The organism is Devosia ginsengisoli (assembly GCF_007859655.1).
GTDB classification, from domain to species: Bacteria; Pseudomonadota; Alphaproteobacteria; order Rhizobiales; family Devosiaceae; genus Devosia; species Devosia ginsengisoli.
The window spans coordinates 266,632-286,359 of record NZ_CP042304.1 but is presented as its reverse complement, the minus strand read 5'-3'; the positions used below and the strand labels follow the sequence as shown (position 1 = coordinate 286,359).

Sequence of the window (19,728 nt, the reverse complement as noted above, 5' to 3'; positions counted from 1 at the left end):
CCTCGCAGATGGAATGGGGCCCGGACTGGTGTCCGGGCCCAGCTAGTCGCGCTTACTGGTTGGCAGCTTCGAATTCGCGCAGGATTTCGTTGCCACGGGCAACGGCGGCGTCCACGCCTTCCTGGCCGGTCTTGCTGCCAGCCAGCACGGCTTCGAATTCCTGGTCGATGACGTCACGCGCCTGGGTCAAGTTGCCGAAGCGGATGCCCTTGGAATTGTCCGAAGGCGTGCCGCGGGTAATCTGCTCGATGGCAATGTCCGAACCCGGATTGGCCTCGTAATAGCCCTGGCTCTGGCCCAGTTCGAAAGCCGCATTGGTGATCGGCAGGTAGCCGGTGAACTGGTGCCAGTCGGCCTGGACCTGGGGCTGGCTGAGATAGGTGAAGAAGGCCGCGGCACCGGCATATTCTTCAGCCGACTTGCCGTTCAGCACCCACAGGGTCGCGCCACCGATGATCGAGTTCTTCGGCTCGGCGATCACGTCGTCATAATAGGGCAGCGGAGCAAAACCGACTTCGAAGCCGGCGGCGTTGGCGATGACGCCGGCGCGCGAGGCCGACGAGTTCATGTAGATGGCGCAGTCGCCGGTGTAGAACAGCGGCGGAGCATCGGCGCCACCGGCCGGGCCACCATAGCGGAACAGGCCTTCCTTGCTCCACTTGGCCAGGTTGTCCCAGTGACGGGCCTGGGTTTCGCCGTTGAAGGTGAATTCGGTGGCAAGGCCGCCGAAGCCGTTCTGCAGCGTGCCATAGGGCAGGTCATGAATGGCCGAGAGGTTTTCGGTCTGGATCCAGCTCACCCAGCCGCTGGTGAAGCCGCAGGAGGCAGCGCCGGACTCGACGATCTTCTTGGAGAATTCCTCGACTTCGGCCCAGGTCTTGGGCGCGACTTCGCGGTCAAGACCAGCGGCTTCGAACACGTCCTTGTTGTAGTACATGATCGGGGTCGAGGAATTGAACGGCATCGACAGGATGTTGCCATCGGTGTCCGAATAATAACCGGTCACTGGGGCGAGGAAGCCCGCCGGGTCCCAGGGCTGGTTGTTGTCGGCCATGAGCTGGTAGACCGGGTAGACGGCGCCCTTGGCGGCCATCATGGTGCCGGTGCCCACTTCGAAGACCTGCACGATGGCAGGCTGTTCATTGGCGCGGAAGGCGGCGATGGCGGCGGTCAGGGTCTCGGCATAGGAGCCCTTGAACACCGGGGTCACGACATAGTCGGACTGGCTGGCATTGAAGCCGGCGGCGATTTCTTCGAGCTTGGTGCCCAGCTCGCCACCCATGGCATGCCACCAGGTGACTTCGGTCTGGGCCAGCGCGATGCTGGAGGATAGGGCTACGGTCAGGGCGGCAAGGCCGGCTGCGAATGAATGGCGAACCATCGGGTCTCTCCTGGCTGTCGGAATATCAGCAGGAGGGCTCCTGCCGGCCCGTCTGATCGCGAGCCCGGCGTGCCTAACAATGGCGATTGACAGTTGGGTGACGGTTCCAAGTCACTGGGGTGACAGTCCCCCGACATAGGGTTTTGGCGTGATCCAGCCAAACCCACCAGCCGGATTCCTCCCCCCTATCAGGGGGAGGTTAGGAGGGGTACTCAACAAAAACTCCCTATCCCGCGAGATACCCGAACTGCGCCTTGTGCAGCACTGCATAGGCGCCATCCCTGGCCAACAGCACCTCGTGACTCCCCTCCTCGACAATTCCGGTCTCATCGATCACCACGATGCGGTCGGCATGCTGGATAGTGGCCAGCCGATGGGCAATGACCAGCGTCGTCCGCCCCTCGGACAGCTCGGCCAGCGAGCGCTGGATGGCCACTTCCGTTGCCGTATCGAGCGCGGAGGTCGCCTCGTCGAGAATCAGGATCGGCGGGTTCTTGAGGAAGATGCGGGCAATGGCCACGCGCTGCTTCTGCCCACCCGACAGCTTCACCCCGCGCTCGCCGACGAGCGTGTCGAGACCATCAGGCAGGCGCTTGATGACCGATTCCAGACGGGCGCTGTGCACGGCCTTGATGATATCCCCATCGCTGGCATCGAGCCGGCCATAGGCGATGTTTTCGCGCAAAGTGCCGCCGAACAGGAAGACATCCTGCTGCACGATGCCGATCTGGCTGCGCAGGCTGGCCTGCGTCATGTCGCGGATATCGGTTCCGTCGACGGTGATCGCGCCTTCCTCGATTTCGTAGAAGCGCGGCAGCAGGGCGCAGAGCGTGGTCTTTCCGGCGCCGGACGGGCCGACAATGGCGAGGGTTTCGCCGGCCGAGACATCAAGGCTGAGATTGTCGATGATCCTGCGGCCGGAATGCTCGTAGGAAAAGCTGACATTGCGGAACGAGATGTCGCCGCGCAGGTGGTTGACGACCTTGGCGCCGGGGCGGTCGGCAATGTCGGGTTCGGTATCGATCAACTGGGTGAAGCGGGTGAAACCCGCAATGCCCTTGGGGTACATTTCGAGCACCTGCGTGATCTGGTCGATCGGGCGCATGAAGACATTGACCAGCAGCAAGAAGCTGACGAAACCGCCATAGGAAAGCTCGCCGCGCGTCACCATCCAGGCGCCGAAGATCATGACGGCGAGCTGGATGAGGCGGGTGCTGAGGAAGGTGACGACATTGCTGGCGGTCATCAGCGCATAGGCCTGCAGCTTGGTCGTGCGGTAGGCCTCGTTGTTGCCGGCAAAGAGCTTTTCCTCATGCCCTTCATTGGCAAAGGCCTTCACGACGCGCACGCCGCCGATGGAATCCTCGACGCGCGTATTGAAGTCCCCGACCCGGCCGTAAAGCTCGCGCCAGTTGCTGTTCATGCGCGCGCCATAGGTGCTGACGAGCCAGGTCATAACCGGCACCAGGACGACGGTGATGGCAGCCAGTTGCCAATTGGTCATGAACATCAGCGCGAAGGCGCCCAGGAAGGTCATGACCGCGAGGAACAGGTCCTCGGGGCCATGGTGGGCGACTTCGCCGATATCCTCCAGGCCCTTGGTGACATGGGTGATGAGCTGGCCGGTCTTATGATTGTCGAAGAAGCGGAAGCTGAGCTTCTGCAAATGGGAAAAGACCTGGCGGCGCATGTCGGTCTCGATATGGATGCCGAGCATATGGCCGAAATAGTTGACCACGCCGCGCAGAACCGCGGTGAGGCAATAGATGAGCAGCAGGACAATGCTGGTGATGAGAATGAGGCCGAAATCATTCTGCGGCAGCAGCGTATCGATGAAATAGGCCACGGCCAGCGGGAAGGCGAGTTCGAGCAGGCCAGCAACCACGGCGCTGCCGAAGTCGAGAGCGAACAGGCCCTTGTAAGGGGCATAATAGGAAAAGAAACGCTTGATCATGAAATGGGTCTAACAGGGGTTTTGGTGGTCAGCCATGACCGGCCGGCGCTATCGAGCGCAGGTCGAACATGTCCTCGTCTTCGTCACGCGCGCCATTTGCCGCCATTGCCTGCTCCAGCGCAACCATGTCGAGCACGGCATGCGGCTGCCAGCCGCAATGACAGCCCTGCGGATCGATATGAGCATCGGCAACTTCGCGATAGAGCGACCCCAGCGCCGCGGCCATGCATTCGAGCGCCTCGAGCGGCGACAAGCGGGTCGTGGCCAGTGCGCCGGAATAAGACGCCATCAATGCGGCGCGCACGGCGGTAAAGGTAGCGGTGCGGTCGTAGGACATGGCGTTACTCCACTCAGGGCCGTTCGGCGGACCTTAAGTGGAGTAACATAATCATGTTAATATGCAAGCCCGGCTGGCGGCGAGCCGTCAGCCCCAGGAAACGGCGATATACTTGGTCTCGCAGAATTCGAGAATGCCGTGATGCGCTCCTTCGCGGCCGAGGCCACTCTGCTTGACGCCGCCAAACGGCGCCGCCGGATCGGAGACGATGCCGCGATTGAGGCCGACCATGCCGCTTTCCAGCCGCTCGGACACGCGCAGCCCGCGGGCGAGGTCGCGCGTATAGACATAGGCGATAAGGCCATATTCCGTAGCGTTGGCGGCAGCGATGACCTCATCCTCGCTCGCGAAGGTGGCGATTGCGGCGACCGGCCCGAAAATCTCCTCCTGCATGATCGTGGCATCGCCAGCAACGCCGGCAATCACTGTGGGCGGGAAATAGAAGCCCTGCCGGTCGAGCGGCCGGCCGCCGGTAAGCACTTTGGCGCCGCGGCTCGACGCATCGTCGATCAGGCCGGCAATGCGATCGACCGCGCCCTGATTGATCAGCGGGCCGCATTGCGTTGCCGCCTCATATCCGGGGCCGACCTGCATCGCCCCCATGCGCTCGGCCAGACGCTGCGAAAATGCCTCGGCAATGCCGCCCTGCACATAGAAGCGGTTGGCCGCCGTGCAGGCCTCGCCGCCATTGCGCATCTTGGCGATCATGGCGCCTTCGATAGCGGCATCCAGGTCGGCATCGTCGAAGACGATAAACGGCGCATTGCCGCCGAGTTCCATGGAGCATGAAATCACCGTGTCGGCGGCTTCATGCAGCAAGCGCCGGCCCACTTCCGTCGAGCCGGTGAAGGACAGCTTGCGCACGCGGGGATCGTGCAGCATGGCGCTGACCACCGGGCCGGATCGGCCTGTCGTGATCACGTTGACGACGCCGTCGGGCACGCCCGCCTCGGCGAACAATGCCGCCAGGGCATAGGCGGTGAGCGGCGTTTCGGTCGCCGGCTTGAGCACGCAGGTACACCCGGCGGCCAGTGCCGGCGCGATCTTGCGTGTCGCCATGGCGGCGGGGAAGTTCCACGGCGTCACCAGCACGGCCACGCCGATCGGCTGGTGCTGGACGATGATCTTGTTGGCGCCCGAAGGCGCAGTGGAGATTTCGCCATTGAGCCGCACCGCTTCCTCGGCGAACCAGCGGAAGAATTCGGCGGCATAGGCGACTTCGCCCTGCGCATCGCTCAGGGCCTTGCCGTTTTCCAGGCTGATGAGCTGGGCCAGCATGTCCTTGCGCTCCACCATCAGCTCGAAGCAGCGCCGCAGGATTTCCGAACGCTTGCGCGGTGCTGTCGCGGCCCAGCCAGTGCCGGCATCGGTTGCCGCCTGCACGGCCACCATGGCGTCCTCGACGCTGGCATCGGCAACCGCCGCGATGGCGGCGCCGGTGGAGGGATCGATGACGTCGATCCGCTGGCCGGTCGAGCCCGGCCGCCATGTCCCACCGATGAACAGGCCGGTCGGCACGGCGGCCAGATCGAAGCCGGTCTGCGGGGTAGTCTTGTGCATTGTGGTCATAGCTCAACTGGCCTTTGGTTCGCTATTGGCTCCACGCAGCCGGGCCCGATCGCCGCTGAAGGCGGCATCGACCAGACTGGCCATGGAGCTATGGTCTATGGGACGCGGATTGTTCTTGATGAGGCGGGTGATCCCCATTGCCTGCTCGGCGACACGCGGCAATTGTGCGCCGCTGACGCCCAGATCGGCAATCGTGCGGGGGATGCCGATCGATGCGAAAAGCTGCGCGACGGCATCGATGGTGGCGCCCGCCTGTTCTGATATCGGCCGCCCGGACAGTTCGAGCCCCATTGCCTGGCCGATCTCGGCCAGTTCGGGCTCGCACCACTTGCGGTTGAATTCCATGACATAGGGCATCATCACCGCGACGCCGGCCCCGTGTGGCGTATGGGTCATGGCGCCGACCGGATATTGCACGGCATGGGCGGCCGCGGTGCCGGCCGTGCCGAAAGCCAGCCCCGCCGCCGTCGCACCCAGCATCAGCCGGGCGCGGGCTTCGCTGTCGGCACCGTCGTCATAAGCGCGCTTGAGACCCGAGGCGATGTGCGAAATGGCCATCAGGGCATAATGATCGGTGAGCGCATTCTTTCCAAGAAACACGTGTTCGTGTGTGATCGTCGGAGTAGCCTCGCGCCGCATCGTGGTGAAGGCTTCGATCGCATGGGTCAGGGCATCGGCGCCGGAGACGGCGGTCAGCCCTGGCGGGCAGGAATAGGTCAGCTCGGGGTCGCAGATCGCGGTATGGCTGATCAGGTGAGGGCTGGCTATACCCACCTTCAATTCCCGGTCGGGATCGGTCACCACCGCGACCGGCGTGACCTCAGATCCGGTACCCGAAGTGGTAGGGATCGAGATCAGGGGGAGCACGGGGCCCGGCACCTTGAATTCCCCGTAATAGTCCGAAGCCTTGCCGCCATGGGTCAGCAACAAAGCGGTGACCTTTGCCGCGTCGAGGCAACTGCCGCCGCCAATGCCGATGACGAGATCGACAGCAGCGGCCTTGCCCATTTCCACCGCCCTGGCGATGCAACTGGTCGGGAGCTCAGCAATCACGCCATCGAAGATATGCGCGTCAACCCCGGCCTGGCGCAGACTATCCACCAGACCGGCAAGCGCGCGATCGGCGCCGAGCCGTTCGTCGGTGACGATGAGGGCGCGATGGCCCAATGCGGCGGCGTAGCCGGCAAGCGAGCGCCGCTGGCCGGCGCCGAAGATCAGGTTGCGCGGCATGCGCAGGCTTCCGAACAATGACAAGGCTCTTCTCCTTGAAGGCATGACTCAGGGGGCGCGGACACGGGTGTTCCCGGCTCGCGTCGGTCGTGGTTGGTTGGTGGCGGCCTGGGGTGTCTACCCCTCCTCGGCCAGGACATGCCGGCGTCGGCTGATCGATGGCGAAAGCGCCGAGACGACGACGATCACCGAAATCAGCAGCAGCACGAGGGTCATCGGGTCGGCCAGGAAGCCCCAGAGGTTGCCCCGGCTCAGGATCAGGCCGCGATGCAGCGAATCCTCGAGCATTCCCCCCAGGACGAGGCCGAGCAGCAGGGGCGCCGGCTCGAATTTCAGCTTGTAGAACAGGTAGCCGATGGCCCCGAAGGCGGCGACCATGAGAATATCGGTGGGGCGGGAATTCACCGAATAGATGCCGATGCAGCAGATCAGCACGATGGCGGGGAACAGCAGGTGATAGGGCACTTTCAGCAGCCGCACCCAGATGCCGATCAGCGGCAGGTTGATGACGACAAGCATCAGATTGCCCAGCCACATCGAGGTAACGACACCCCAGAACAGGTCGGGATGCATCTGGATCAGTTGCGGCCCCGGCACGACACCATGCAGCGTCATCGCCCCGCCGATCAGCGCCATGGTGGCGGTTGAGGGCAGGCCCAGCGTGAGCAGCGGAACGAATGTCGTCTGGGCCGCGGCATTGTTGGCCGATTCCGGACCGGCAACGCCCTGGATGGCGCCCTTGCCGAATTCTTCGGGGTGGCGCGCCACCCGCTTTTCCAGCGCATAGGAAGCGAAGGAGGAGAGCGTGGCCCCGTTTCCGGGCACGATGCCGACAAGGCTGCCGAGGATCGAGCCGCGCGCAATGGCCCCGGCCGAGGCTTTCATGTCCTGCTTGTTGGGAAGCAATCCGCCGACCACATCGCCCACGAATGGCCGGCTTTCCGGTGTTTCGAGGTTTCGCAGGATTTCGGCAATGCCGAACAGCCCCATCGCGACCACGGCAATGTCGAAGCCGTCATAGAGCACCTGCGTCCCGAAGGTGAGCCGCGGTTCCCCGGTAATCTGGTCGGCACCGACCAGCGCCATGACGACGCCGATGAGCAGCGCGCAGAATGCCTTGAGCAGCGAGCCGCCGCCAACGACAATGGCCAGGGTCAGGCCAAGCACCATCAGGGCAAAGTAATTGCCGGCGGTCAGGCTGAGGGCCAGCTTGGACAGCGGAATGGCGATACCCGCCAGCACCAGCGTGGCGAAGGTGCCGGCGATGAACGAGCCGATTGCGGCTATGCCGAGTGCCTTGCCGGCTTTGCCCTGCCGGGCCATGGCATGGCCATCCAGCGCCGTCACCACGGACGAGGATTCTCCGGGCATGTTCACCAGGATGGCTGTGGTCGAGCCGCCATATTGGGAGCCGTAATAGATGCCGGCGAGCATGATGATCGCCCCGGCCGGCTCGGAATTGTAAGTCAGAGGCATCAGGATGGCGATGGTCGCCAGCGGCCCGATGCCGGGCAGGACGCCGATCAGCGTGCCGACCAGGCAGCCGATGAGGCAGAGCATGAGGTTTTCCACCGACAGGACGACGGAGAAGCCGAGCAGCAGGTGGTGGGCGAGATCAGTCACGCTGCGTCTCCGCCATTCTGTAGAAGACGACATAGAGCGCCGCTGCCAGGGCGGCGTAGGCCGCGTAGAGCACTCTCACCGCGGCATCGATCCCGAATGAGGGCGGGATGGCGCCCTGGATGAATTTCGGAAAGACCGGGATCGGCGCCCGCAGCAGGTCGGGAAACAGCAGCAACATCGCCGCGGTCAGCCCGAATGACAGGATCAGCAACTGCCTGACCTGCATTTGCGGCGTGGCACTGCCGGCGATGAAGACGGTCAGCGGCCCGACCACCATGAGCCCCAGTTGCGGGGTGGATATCAGCCCGAAGTCGCCACCCCGGATGAACAGGCCGAACAGCACGATGGCCAGGACGACGGTGGCCGTGGGCCGGAAGGCAAATTCGAAGCGCTCGGCCTCCTCACCGCGCTGCATCAGCCCATGCAGGAACACCCAGCCGCCGGCGGCGAACAGGATGATGGATATGGCCTTGGGCAGGGCGCCGGAGGCGAAATTGGCCATCTGGCCAACGGTGAGTTCGATCGCTCCATACCAGATGAGACCGGCGATGAAGATGATCGTCGCGCCGCCGATCACGTCGATACGACTGTGATAGGGGACCGGCGATGGCGGCGTCATGGCCACGGGTTCAGATGTCATGTTCGAAGTCCTCCTGTCGGCTCGCCATGGCGCAGCGCAGCCCGGCAATCGGCGACCGGACCCTTGCCCGGCCGCCAATTGCCCATTTCGTCACTCGGCCGGGCCGACTTCCTCGATCAGGGCTTTCCAGCCGCTGACCTGCCGCTCCATGAAGTCATAGGTTTCAGCGACATTGTAGTCGCGCCGCTCGATCTCGAGGTCGGCATAGCGGTCGGTGGCCATCTGGCCCTGCAGCGCTTCGAGCGTCTTGGCGTTGAGGAATTCGACGATCTCGTCCGGGGTATCCTTGGGAACGAACAGGCCGATCCAGGAATCGATGAGATAGTCGCTGACGCCCGCCTCATCGATGGTCTGCACGTCGGGCAAAGCCGGCGACTTGTCGGGGCCGGTCATCACGATCGGGGTGACGCTGCCCGAGCGGATGAATGGCAGGGCGGTCGAGATATCGAGGATGCTCGCCGAGACGCGCCCCGCGATGACATCGGTCATGGCTTCCGTCACGCCCTTATAGGGCACCGGGGTCATTGCCAGGCCCGTCCGGTTTTCAAGGCCCTTGCGGGCGAACTCGCCGACCGCGGTCCATCCCGCATAGGTCAGTTCCCCTTCATGGGCTTTACCGTATTCGATCAACTCGCCCAGCGTCTTCACGTCGAGATTGTTGGCCACGACCATGACGTAGGGCGTGTAGCCGATCAGGGCGACAGGGCGCATGTCGGTGAGCGGATCATAGTCGGCAGCGGTATTGGTGACGGGGTTGATGGCGATGGTCGAAGCGGCGCCCAGGATCACGCTGTAGCCATCCGGTTCGGCGCCGATGCCCTGCTTGGTGCCGGCCACGCCGGCCGAACCGGCCACATTTTCCACGATGATGCGCTGCTTGATCAGCGGCGCGATCGCCTCGCCCCAGATACGGGTCTGGGTATCAGCCCCGCCGCCGGCGCCGAATGGCACGATCGCGGTGATGGGCTGGTTGGGATAATCCTGGGCCATGACGCCTGCGGGCGCGAGGCCGAGGACCGTGGCCACGACAAGGGCCGTCATTGCCAGCCGGTGCCGCATTGTCCGGCCCGTATTCCGGGGCCCTGAAACAAACCTATTCATCGATATTCCTCCCTGGTGTGGCGTGGTAACGCCATCTGTACATGGTCGCAAACGTAGTCGGCGCGGTCCGCCGCAAGACGCCGCGCGGCGCCAGCATCGGGATGCTATGGCAGATTTCGAACCGGGCCAGATCGCGCGCATATTGTTTCGAGCAATGAAAACCGCCCGCTTTGTCGCGCGCGCTCCTAGCGCTGCGCCCCCATCACATCGAGCACGGCGCCGGTGACCAGCGAGGCCTTGCTCGACAGCAGCCAGGCAATGGCCTCCGCCACTTCCTCGGGCTGGCCGGCCCGGCCCAGCGGGTTCTTGGCAGCGAATTCCTTCACCCGATCCGCCTGGCCGGCCTTGGCATGGATCGGGGTATCGATCATGCCGGGGCGGATGGCATTGAGGCGCACGCCATCGCGCGCGACTTCGACCGCCAGGCCCTTGGTGATGATATCGACGGCCGCCTTGGAGCCGGCATAATGGATGAACCGGCCGGGCGAGCCTGTCAGGGCGCCGATCGAGGAAATATTGACGATGCTGCCACCGGCCCCACCATGCTTGGTCGACATCCGCTTGATGGCTTCGCGGCAGGCGATGAGCACGCCGACCGTATTGACCGCGAAAATGTCCATGGCCTCCTGGAAGTCGTAATTATCGGCTGAGCGGTGCTGCGGGCCGTTGACGCCGGCATTGTTGACGAGGCCGGTCAGCGGACCGAAGGCTTTGTCGGTCTGGGCGAACAGGTCCAGGATATCGGCTTCCTTGCCCATATCGGCGCGGATGGCGATCGCCTTGCCGCCGGCCTTCTCGACCTCGGCGACGACGCCTTCGGCCAGGTCGCGCGAACTCTTGTAGTTCACCACCACGCTGGCGCCGGCGGCCCCGAGCAGGCGGGCCGTGGCCGCGCCGATGCCGCTGCTGGCACCCGTTACAATAACAACGTCTCCCATGAGACCTCCGCATCTGCATATGACGATAGACACGGGGAACCTGCCGCCCGTGAACGAGTGCCAAGGTTAGGCGACACCCCCTGCCCCGAGAATCCTTTTCTGCGTGATTTTCATTTGCCGAAAGCATTCGCGGACCGCCGGCCGCCATCGAAGCGCCGAGCCGCGTTTCTTTCAGCCCTCGAAATCTGCGGTTTTGGCCGGGGTATGCGGCGGTTGTTTCGCTACTGATGCCGGCCAGAAGTGGAGCGCCAACATGACCAAACAACGCAAGATCATCATAACCTGCGCCGTCACCGGCGCTATCCATACGCCATCGATGTCGCCGCACCTGCCCGTCACGCCCGCCGAGATCATCGATGCAGCCATAGGAGCCGCCGAGGCCGGAGCCGCCATCATTCACCTGCATGCGCGCAACCCGGTGACCGGGCAGCCCGATCAGTCGATCGAGCAGTTTGGCGCCCTTCTTCCGGCGATAAAGCAGCGCACCGATTGCGTGCTCAACATCACCACGGGCGGTTCCCCGACCATGAGCATCGACGAACGCCTGCGGCCGGTGGCGGAATTCAAGCCCGAAGTGGCCTCGCTCAACATGGGATCGATGAATTTCGGCCTCTATCCCATGCTGTCGCGCTACGGCAACTTCAAGCATGAATGGGAGCGTCCCTATCTCGAAGGCTCGCGCGATCGGGTGTTCCGCAACACCTTTGCCGATATCGAGAAAATCCTGACGACCTGCGCCGAGAACGGCACGCGGTTCGAGATCGAGTGCTACGATATCGGCCATCTCTATACCTGCGCCCATTTCTTCGAGCGCGGACTGCTCAAGGCGCCGGTCTTCATCCAGAGCGTCTTCGGCATTCTGGGCGGTATCGGCACGCATAATGAAGACGTGATGCATATGAAGCGCACGGCCGACCGGTTGTTCGGCGACGACTATCGCTGGTCGGTGCTGGGCGCCGGCCGCAGCCAGATGGCCATCGCCATGCAATCCATGCTTATGGGCGGCCATCTGCGAGTCGGGCTCGAGGACTCGCTATGGGCCGGGCCGGGCCGACTGGCGGAATCCAATGCCGAGCAGGTCCGGCTGGCGCGCCAGATGGTCGAGGCGCTCGGCTTTGCCGTAGCGACGCCCAACGAAGCCCGCGACATGCTGGCATTGAAGGGCGGCGATCGCGTGAATTTCTAGGCCGGAGCCAGGGCGGCTCCGGCCAGTCCTCATCAGCCGGACTTCTGCCAACTGAGCAGCGTGCCGCCGGTCTTCGGCTCCCCGTCATTGCCTCTTGCCGGCAGGGGATACTCATCCTCGTTGCGGACAAATCCGGGCTTGGAGGCGAAGTCCATGCGTGGCGGGCAGAAGATGTCGTAGAGCGAACTCTCCGGTCCGTCCGCGCCGACATCCCGGCTGGTATGAATGGCGCGGGCGGGAATGACCATGACCGATGGCGTCGGTGTCACCGAATGGTCGTCGGGAAGCCAGGTGTTCAGGTCGGCGCCCCAGTTGTAGCGGATGTGGTGGATCCAGGCGCCGTCCAGGCATAGCGAGGCCTGCTCGAAATCGTCATGCCAGTGCGGGCTTAGCTCCGTCGTGCCGCGACGGGTGAAGAAATGGCCGAAAAGGTTCACCATCATATTGGTGGACCGGAAGCAGCGCGGCTGGATGCGGTCGCCCTGGGGGTCGATATATTGCGCCAGCGGATAGTGGCGGATCCTGAAGCCACCGATCGGCTCGGGCCAGAGATCGACCGGCGCCAGTTCCGGCGCACCATCGGCATAGGCATCGCTGTTGATGGCAAGCGCCATGACGTCGGTCGCCGCCTTTGAGAATATCCGCGCAATCCTGCCGGTATCGCGGGCAATGAGCCGGCCCGAGCCGGGTGGCAGGATGGTGAGCGAGTCAGGTTCGGCCAGCATGGATTCGCCGCCGGTTTCCACTTCCATTGCCGCGCCGCGCGGCGGAATGATGAGCATGTGCTCCTCGGGATTGTCCTGCCAGGTCAGCACCGCACCGGCTTCGACCTCCGAGACGCAGACGGCCATATTGCCGCCCCGCGTGATCCAGGTCCGCGACAGGCCGTCTTTGCCGATCTGCTGGGGTTCCTGTTCGGAAAAGACCGACCGGGACGCCTGCCGGCGTGAGAGTTCGCTCATTGTTCATTCTCCTTGCGCGGCGGCCAAACCAATCCGGGCGCCGATCTAGATCGGGCCAGTATGTGGCAAGGCCCGGCGAGGGACGGGCCGCGCCTGCAGGATTTCGAGCGATGAAAATTCCGGCTTCCGGGTTTCACCTTGTGAAATCGAAGTCGCTGTGATTTCGTTGAGAACACCGCAACCCCTAGAGTTGGCAGCTCTAGTGCCGCCTGTGCGGCAGATCGGGGGGAAGATGGAAATAGCTGTTCACGACCAGGACCGCGAGGAGGGCGTTGCCGCCCCCGCGCAGACCAGCGTGCATCGCCGAACCAATTCCCGGCGGGGCTCGACCGACCCGCAGGATCGCTCCTACCCGCCCGTCAACTCGGTGCGTCGCGCCCTGCAAATCCTCAAGGTTGCCAACCAGAAATCCATCGCGACGGTGAATTCGCTGCATGCCGAGACCGGCATTCCGCGACCGACGATCGTGCGCATGCTCGAAACGCTGATGCATGAGGGCTATGTCGTTCGCGACAATATGTGCGGCGGCTACCGCGTCACGGGCAAGGTGGCGGAGCTCTCGGCGGGCTATAGCGGCATATCGCGGGTGATCGAGATCGCCCGCCCGCTCGCCATCGGGCTGACCCGGCAGATCAAGTGGCCGATCGGGCTGGGCGAGATCGATGGCGACGCCATCGAGATCCGATACTGGACCGGCACGATCAGCCCCGTTGTCCACACCAATACCGTATTGGGCAAACGCCCCGACCTGCTCAGCTCGGCAATGGGCAGGGCCTATATGGCCTTCTGTGGCGAGGACGAGCGCGACCGGCATATTCGCGCCCTGCGCAAGCGGCTGCCGGCCGAATTCGGCGCCGACGAGGAGGCCACGTTCCGCGACCTGCTGGATCGTATCCGCCAGTCGGGCCTGGCCATGCGGGTGCCAGGCACCGGGCCGACCCGCATGACCACGTTCAGCGTGCCCATACTCGAAAAGCAGCGGGTCGCGGCGGTCATGTCGGTGAGCTTCTTCACCGCCTCGGTACCCCGCAAGGATGTGCGGCAGATGGTGCTGGAGCCATTGATCGAGACGCGGATCAATATCGAACACGCCCTCGCCTTCATCAGCGACCGCCCGCATCTCGATCCAGCCGCCGAGCGGGATTACGAGGTAGACCTCTAGTTCCGCCGGTCAGTTATCATCCAGGATCGGATTGGTGGCCGGCGTGCCGCCTTCGAACCAGATGTCGAACTTGCGGAAGGTGACCTTCCAGCCATCCTCCGTGTTGACAAGGCGGTCGGTCATATAGGCGATCTGGATGGGGGGATGCGTGGGCAGGACGGGTTTGCCGTCCGCGGCATAGAGCATCATGAACCAGTGGCAGACTGCCTTGTCGGGACCGCCATCGAACTGCGCCTGAAAATTCTGCACCGAATGCACCACGGTGCGGGCGCCGCGATCCTCACGCCATTTGTAGAAGGCGCGGATTTTCTCGCGCCCCGCATAGGAGGCCGCGGGGCCTTCGAACAGCCCGTCAGGCGTATAGTAATCGGGGGCATTGCGGCCCCAGTTCGTATCGACATCGTGCCAGTAGTCGATCAGCAGCGTGTGCAGCACGCGCGTCAGTTCGAACCTGTTTTCGTCAATGCGCATCTTTGTCTCTCCCTTCGAGTTCGGCGAGAGTGGCCAATGCCGCCCGCGCCGACTTGGCCATGAAACCCTGGTCCGAACCCATCATGAATGCCGTCGCGCCCAGCGCGGCCATGGTCCGGGCATCTTCGCCGTCACTGCAGATGGTGATGGCCGGCACCCCGTGCCTGATGGCGGCGACCATGATCGAGCGCACCACCGCCGTCGTCCGGGGATCGTTGATTGTTTCGCCGCCCAGCGCGGCCGTCAGGTCGCCGCGCCCGATGAAGATGGCATCGAGCCCGGCAACGGACAGAATGTCATCGAGGACATCGAGGGCTTCCACATCCTCGATCATGGCGATGCAGGCGGTTTCTTGATCCTGTGCGGCCTTATGGGCCTCATACCCCACCGCGCCATAGGCCCCAGCCCGCGTCGTATTGGCAAAGCCGCGCCTGCCGCCCTTGTAGCGGGCCGCCGCCACGATGGCCTCGGCGCGTTCCCGCGAACAGATATGAGGCACCAGCACGCCAGAAGCGCCGGTATCCAGTGCCGTCTGGATCGCCGACGGCGCCGCTTCGGCAACGCGAACCACCCCTGCGATATCGGCGCCACGCGCGGCCAGCAGCATCTGGTCCAGTGCCGCCAGGCCGATCGCGGCATGCTCCATATCGATGACGACAAAATCGAACCCGGTCTGGCCGAGGATTTCGATGGCGTGGCTGGTCGGTGTCTTGACGAAAGTGCCGGCCAGGTGTGCGCCGGCTCTCAGCCGCGCGGCGAACTGGCGAAAGGAAGCTGTAGTGGGCGGCATGGATCGACTCCTTGTGCGGAGTCGATATCAAGGTGACGCCTGATGGCGTCACCTGTTCTGCCTTGTTTCGACGCGCGAAAATCGAACCGGCGGCGCGTCGTTTTCAGTGCCCGGCTATCCGGGGACCTGCCCCACTTCGCCACTGCCCCGCACGAGGCGCCGGATCGTGCCGAATATGGCGAAGCCCCAGATGATCAGCGTGGCAATGCCCAGTACGGCGGCGACGGGGCGGCTGAAGAAGCCGAGCAGGCTGCCGTCCGAAATCATCATCGAGGTGGTGAAGTTGGTCTCCACCAGCGGCCCCAGCACAATGCCCAGAATGATGGGGGCGATGGCGATCATCCGCGCCTCCAGGATATAGGCGACGACGCCGGCAATCAGCATCAGGGTAACCCCGAACATCGAATTGTTCATCGAATAGGAGCCGACGATGCAGAACAGCAGGATAGCGGCATTGAGCAATGCGCGCGGCACTTCGAAAATCCAGCGGGCCGATTTGGCGGCGACCCAGCCCAGCGGCAGCATCAGGATATTGGCGATGGCGAAGACGATCATCACCGCATAGAAATTTTCCGGATGCAGGCTCATCAGGGTCGGCCCAGGGTCGAGCCCCTTCATGACCAGCACGCCCACGGCAATCGCCGTCACCGCATCGCCGGGAATACCGAACACCATGGCCGGGATCCACGACGCGCTCAGCGCTGCATTATTGGTGGCGCCGGCCTCGACCAGGCCCTCGGGGTGGCCCTTGCCGAACTTTTCCGGTTCCTTGGAGGTGCGCTTGGCCAGCGAATAGGTGATCCAGGCGGCCAGGTCCCCGCCCACGCCGGGCAATGCGCCCAGCAACGAACCGATGATCGAGCCGCGCACCTGGTTCTTGCGATACTTCCATAGCGCGCCGAGCGTGCCCTCGAAGGGGTTCTTGAGGTTCATCTGCGGCACTTCGGCCATGGCGCGGCGGCCCGAGCGCATGATTTCGGACACGGCGAACATGCCGATCATGACCGGAATGAAGCTGATGCCGCCCATGAGTTCGAGATTGCCGAACGTATAGCGCGGCGTCGCCGTCAGCGGGTCCATGCCGACCTGTGCGATGAATAGGCCCAGCAGCAGCGCCAGTGCGCCCTTGACCATGCCGCCGGACGAGATCAGTGCCGCGCAGCTCAGGCCCAGCACGGCCAGCCAGAAATATTCAAAGCTGGAAAAACCCAAGGCGGCCTTGGCCAGCATGGGCGCGGTGAAAAGCAGGAACAGGAAGCCGAACAGGCCCCCCAGCACGGAACCCACCACGCCGATACCGATGGCTAGGCCCGCTTGCCCTTTCTGGGCCAGACGATAGGAATCCTCGACATAGGCGGCCGAGGCCGGCGTGCCGGGAATGCGCAGCAGCGTGCCGGGCAGGTCACCGGCCGTGATGGCCATGGCGGTGCAGGAGATGATCGCCGCGATAGCAGGAATGGGCGCCATGTAGAAGGTGATCGGCACCAGCAAAGCCGTCGCCATGGTGGCGGTGAGACCCGGAATGGCGCCGACGAAGAGGCCGAACACGGCGGCGAGGAAAATGGTCAGCAGCGTTTCGAAATTGAAGACGAGGCCGGCGGCGAGAGCAAATGCTTCCATTTATGTCTACCCCAGCAGCCCACGTGGCAGCGGAACCCGCAAGGCCATGGTGAAAAGATAATAGATCGTGGCGGTAGCGATGGGGCTGAAGATCAGCGCCGGCAGCCACCCGCCCCGGCTGAGCAGCACGATGACGACCGAGAAGATCGTGCCGGCCACGAGGAACCCCAGATAGGGCATGACAAAGATGACCGCCGCGATGGCAGCCACGATGCCGATGGCGAACCAGGTCACCAGCGGCGGTGCGTCCTCTTCGGGCACATCGCGAACCACCCAGCCCTGGATGGTCAGCGCTACGCCCATCAGCGCCATGGCGCCGCCGACAATGGAAGGAAACAGGCCCGGCCCGACATTCATCCCCGGCAGCGGATGCATGTTGAGCGCCTGCTGCAGGATTGCAGCGCCCGCCAGGGCGAACAGCAGTCCGAGCACACTATCCATAGGAATTGACCGCTTCATGCGCTCCCCCTTTGTTGGTTGAACGGCCGGGGCGAACCCCGGCCGTCAGTGGCATTAACAGGACCGGCTTACTGCGCCAGGCCGACGGCCTGGAGCGCCTGGCCGATGGATTCGTCGGCATCCTTCATGAAAGCCTCGAAGCCGGCGGCATCGCGATAGTCGATGCCGAACTTGCGCTGGGCCATGAATTCCTTGAACTCATCGCTGTTGATCACATTGTCCAGCGCTTCGACCAGGCGAGCCTTCACATCATCCGGCAGGCCCTTGGGCGCACCGATACCGCGCCAGGCATAGGCGGCCCACTTGTTGCCCAGGGCTTCCTCGGCGGTGGGCACGTCGGGGGCCGAAGCGACGCGGGCCTCGGCGGCGACGAGCAGCGGCTTGACCTCGCCCGCATCGACCATCGGCTGGGCATCAGGCATGGTGGTGGTCACCACGCTGATGGCGCCCGAAGCCAGCAGTTGCAGGCTGGCCGAAGCGCCTTCCGACGGCACCCATGGCGCGGCGGAAGGATCAATGCCATTGGTGGTCAGCACGCCGGCCCAGCCGAGATGGGCCATGCCGCCCAGATTGGCACCCGAGGCCTTGACCGAGCCGGGATTGGCTCGAATCTCTTCCAGCAGGGCGTCGATATCGGGGCCGTCGGTGCGGACATAGACCGCTTCCGGATCGGCGTTGAACAAAGCCAGGGCATCGTAGTTCGAGTAGTTCAGCGGCGACGTGCCGATCCAGTGATACATGGACAGCTCGGTCGTGATCACGCCCAGCGTGTAGCCATCGGGCGGCGAGTACGAGATTTCCGTGTGCCCAACGATACCACCACCGCCGGTGCGGTTGATGACGTTGACCGGCTGGCCGAGTTCCTTTTCCAGCAGCGTCGCGACGATGCGGCCGGTGGCGTCGGTGCCGCCGCCTGCGGCCCATGGCACGATCAGGTTGATGGCGTGATCAGGATACTGGGCCATTGCCGGAGCGACGGCCAGGACGGACAGCGCCAGGGCGCCGGCGAGTTTCTTCATCAGGGTCATTCTTTGTCCTCCCAAGGGTGGGTCGGGCTAGCCGACATCGGTGTTGACGCTTGCCGTATCGCAAACTTCTGTACCACATTCCGGAACTATCATGTGATCGAACCGTGTGCAAGATGCATAGAATATAGCCATATGCACCAATTTGATTGACATCATCGCACATTCCTTCCTATCAAATGCAGGAATGATGTTCCGTATTGTGGAATTTCATGACCGCACTGGCGCAATTGGGCTCCAGGGGTGCAAAACGTTTCGGACCGGGCTCGCCACGGTGGCGGCCGTCCCGGCTTTGGAGGACTTCGATGACGAACCAGATCGCGCTCAAGCTGCGCAACACGCTGACGGGGATCCTGCCACCCCTGTCGATGCCCTTCGATGCAGACGGCAATCTTGTCCGGGGCGCGCTCAAGGCGCAGGTCGATTTCATGGTCGAATCGGGCGTGCGTGGCATCGTGGTTGGCGGCTCCACCGGCGAGGGCCACACGCTGTCGTCCACCGAATTCACCGAAGCGATGATCGAAGCCCACGACGCCAATGCCGGTCGCGTGCCCTTCGTCGTCGGCCTCATCGTGCAGTCGACCCGCGAGGCCATCGACCGCGTCAAGGCGCTGGGCGACATCAAGATCGACGCCCTGCAGGTCACGCCGGTCCACTACCTGTTCAAGCCCGGCCGCGAAGCCACGATCGAGCATTTCCGCGCCATCTGGGAAGCCACCCAGGTGCCGATCCTGATCTACAACGTCATTCCGTGGAACTACCTCTCCATCGACGACATGCTGGCCATCATGGACGCCGTGCCGGGCGTTGTCGGCATGAAGCAGTCCTCGGGCGACGTGAAGTCCGTCTCCGACCTGATGCTGCGCTCCAAGCCCGAAAATATCGTGCTGACCGGCATCGACGCCCTGCTCTATCCCAGCTTCGCGCTGGGCGCACATGGCGCCATCAGCGCCCTCACGTGCGCCGTTCCGGGTGTCACGGTGAAGCTGTTCAACGCTGTCGAGGCCGGCGACCACAAGACCGCCAAGGACATCCACTTCCGCCTCAACGCGCTGTGGAATGCCCTCCGCCACGACAACCTGCCGGCCTGCGTCAAATACATCCAGCATCGTCAGGGCCTGCCCATGTTCCACCCGCGCGCGCCGATGGAGCGCGTGACCGATGAACAGAAGAAGGCCATCGACGCCGCGCTCGGCCCGGTTCTCGAACTGGTTGACGTGCGAGCAAAGTCCGCCGCCTGATTGAACAGAGGCGGGCCGCCGCATAAGCGGCCCGCCTTC

18 protein-coding genes are annotated in these 19,728 nt (G+C 63.8%); 3 read left to right on the top strand and 15 right to left on the bottom strand.

What is annotated here, in order from left to right; genetic code table 11:
* Positions 1-52: 52 nt before the first annotated feature.
* From ugpB to FPZ08_RS01440, 9 genes are all read right to left on the bottom strand, one after another.
* Positions 53-1,381 carry a sn-glycerol-3-phosphate ABC transporter substrate-binding protein UgpB gene (gene ugpB / locus FPZ08_RS01480; RefSeq protein ID WP_146288343.1) on the bottom strand — a complete coding sequence of 443 codons (1,329 nt, stop codon included), beginning with the start codon at positions 1,379-1,381 and terminating at the stop codon, positions 53-55.
* Positions 1,382-1,607: 226 nt separating this feature from the next.
* Positions 1,608-3,335, bottom strand: coding sequence for an ABC transporter ATP-binding protein (locus FPZ08_RS01475; RefSeq protein WP_146288342.1), 1,728 nt, complete (start codon positions 3,333-3,335; stop codon positions 1,608-1,610).
* Between the two features lie 28 nt (positions 3,336-3,363).
* On the bottom strand, positions 3,364-3,672 hold the full coding sequence (locus FPZ08_RS01470; protein WP_146288341.1) for a hypothetical protein: 309 nt from the start codon (positions 3,670-3,672) through the stop codon (positions 3,364-3,366).
* Positions 3,673-3,759: 87 nt separating this feature from the next.
* A complete protein-coding gene (locus FPZ08_RS01465) occupies positions 3,760-5,232 on the bottom strand; it encodes an NAD-dependent succinate-semialdehyde dehydrogenase (protein ID WP_186767162.1) in 1,473 nt (490 codons plus the stop codon).
* A gap of 12 nt (positions 5,233-5,244) precedes the next feature.
* Positions 5,245-6,495 carry an iron-containing alcohol dehydrogenase gene (locus FPZ08_RS01460; protein WP_146288339.1) on the bottom strand — a complete coding sequence of 417 codons (1,251 nt, stop codon included), beginning with the start codon at positions 6,493-6,495 and terminating at the stop codon, positions 5,245-5,247.
* 93 nt (positions 6,496-6,588) lie between these two features.
* Positions 6,589-8,094, bottom strand: a complete 1,506-nt coding sequence (locus tag FPZ08_RS01455) for a tripartite tricarboxylate transporter permease (protein ID WP_146288338.1) — start codon at positions 8,092-8,094, stop codon at positions 6,589-6,591.
* Positions 8,087-8,734 (bottom strand): tripartite tricarboxylate transporter TctB family protein, encoded by a 648-nt coding sequence (locus FPZ08_RS01450; protein ID WP_146288337.1) that lies wholly within the window; start codon positions 8,732-8,734, stop codon positions 8,087-8,089. The genes FPZ08_RS01455 and FPZ08_RS01450 overlap by 8 nt, the downstream gene beginning before the upstream one ends.
* Positions 8,735-8,824: 90 nt before the next feature.
* Complete coding sequence (locus tag FPZ08_RS01445) at positions 8,825-9,775, bottom strand: Bug family tripartite tricarboxylate transporter substrate binding protein (protein WP_186767161.1); 951 nt, start codon at positions 9,773-9,775, stop codon at positions 8,825-8,827.
* 245 nt (positions 9,776-10,020) lie between these two features.
* A complete protein-coding gene (locus FPZ08_RS01440) occupies positions 10,021-10,773 on the bottom strand; it encodes an SDR family oxidoreductase (protein WP_146288335.1) in 753 nt (250 codons plus the stop codon).
* A 253-nt stretch (positions 10,774-11,026) separates the two neighbouring features.
* Between FPZ08_RS01440 and kce the strand changes: the two genes are divergently transcribed.
* Entirely contained in the window at positions 11,027-11,959 is a 933-nt protein-coding gene (gene kce / locus FPZ08_RS01435) for a 3,5-dioxohexanoate:acetyl-CoA acetone transferase (protein WP_146288334.1), read from the top strand.
* Between the two features lie 32 nt (positions 11,960-11,991).
* Here the strand turns inward: kce and FPZ08_RS01430 are convergent, their stop codons facing one another.
* Entirely contained in the window at positions 11,992-12,921 is a 930-nt protein-coding gene (locus FPZ08_RS01430; RefSeq protein WP_146288333.1) for a hypothetical protein, read from the bottom strand.
* A 232-nt stretch (positions 12,922-13,153) separates the two neighbouring features.
* On the opposite strand from FPZ08_RS01430, the gene FPZ08_RS01425 reads away from it, so the two are divergent.
* Positions 13,154-14,083: a helix-turn-helix domain-containing protein gene (locus tag FPZ08_RS01425; protein WP_146288332.1), complete on the top strand. Its 930-nt coding sequence runs from the start codon at positions 13,154-13,156 to the stop codon at positions 14,081-14,083.
* A gap of 9 nt (positions 14,084-14,092) precedes the next feature.
* Here the strand turns inward: FPZ08_RS01425 and FPZ08_RS01420 are convergent, their stop codons facing one another.
* From FPZ08_RS01420 to FPZ08_RS01400, 5 genes are all read right to left on the bottom strand, one after another.
* On the bottom strand, positions 14,093-14,554 hold the full coding sequence (locus FPZ08_RS01420) for a nuclear transport factor 2 family protein (protein ID WP_146288331.1): 462 nt from the start codon (positions 14,552-14,554) through the stop codon (positions 14,093-14,095).
* Complete coding sequence (locus FPZ08_RS01415) at positions 14,544-15,344, bottom strand: HpcH/HpaI aldolase family protein (RefSeq protein WP_146288330.1); 801 nt, start codon at positions 15,342-15,344, stop codon at positions 14,544-14,546. Before FPZ08_RS01415 ends, FPZ08_RS01420 begins: the two co-directional genes overlap by 11 nt.
* A 114-nt stretch (positions 15,345-15,458) precedes the next feature.
* Positions 15,459-16,964, bottom strand: a complete 1,506-nt coding sequence (locus FPZ08_RS01410; RefSeq protein WP_146288329.1) for a tripartite tricarboxylate transporter permease — start codon at positions 16,962-16,964, stop codon at positions 15,459-15,461.
* Between the two features lie 6 nt (positions 16,965-16,970).
* A complete protein-coding gene (locus FPZ08_RS01405) occupies positions 16,971-17,423 on the bottom strand; it encodes a tripartite tricarboxylate transporter TctB family protein (RefSeq protein WP_146288328.1) in 453 nt (150 codons plus the stop codon).
* Positions 17,424-17,491: 68 nt separating this feature from the next.
* Positions 17,492-18,451 carry a Bug family tripartite tricarboxylate transporter substrate binding protein gene (locus tag FPZ08_RS01400; protein ID WP_146288327.1) on the bottom strand — a complete coding sequence of 320 codons (960 nt, stop codon included), beginning with the start codon at positions 18,449-18,451 and terminating at the stop codon, positions 17,492-17,494.
* 302 nt (positions 18,452-18,753) lie between these two features.
* Here FPZ08_RS01400 and FPZ08_RS01395 point away from each other — a divergent pair, with 302 nt between their 5' ends.
* Positions 18,754-19,689 (top strand): dihydrodipicolinate synthase family protein, encoded by a 936-nt coding sequence (locus tag FPZ08_RS01395; RefSeq protein WP_146288326.1) that lies wholly within the window; start codon positions 18,754-18,756, stop codon positions 19,687-19,689.
* Positions 19,690-19,728: the final 39 nt, after the last annotated feature.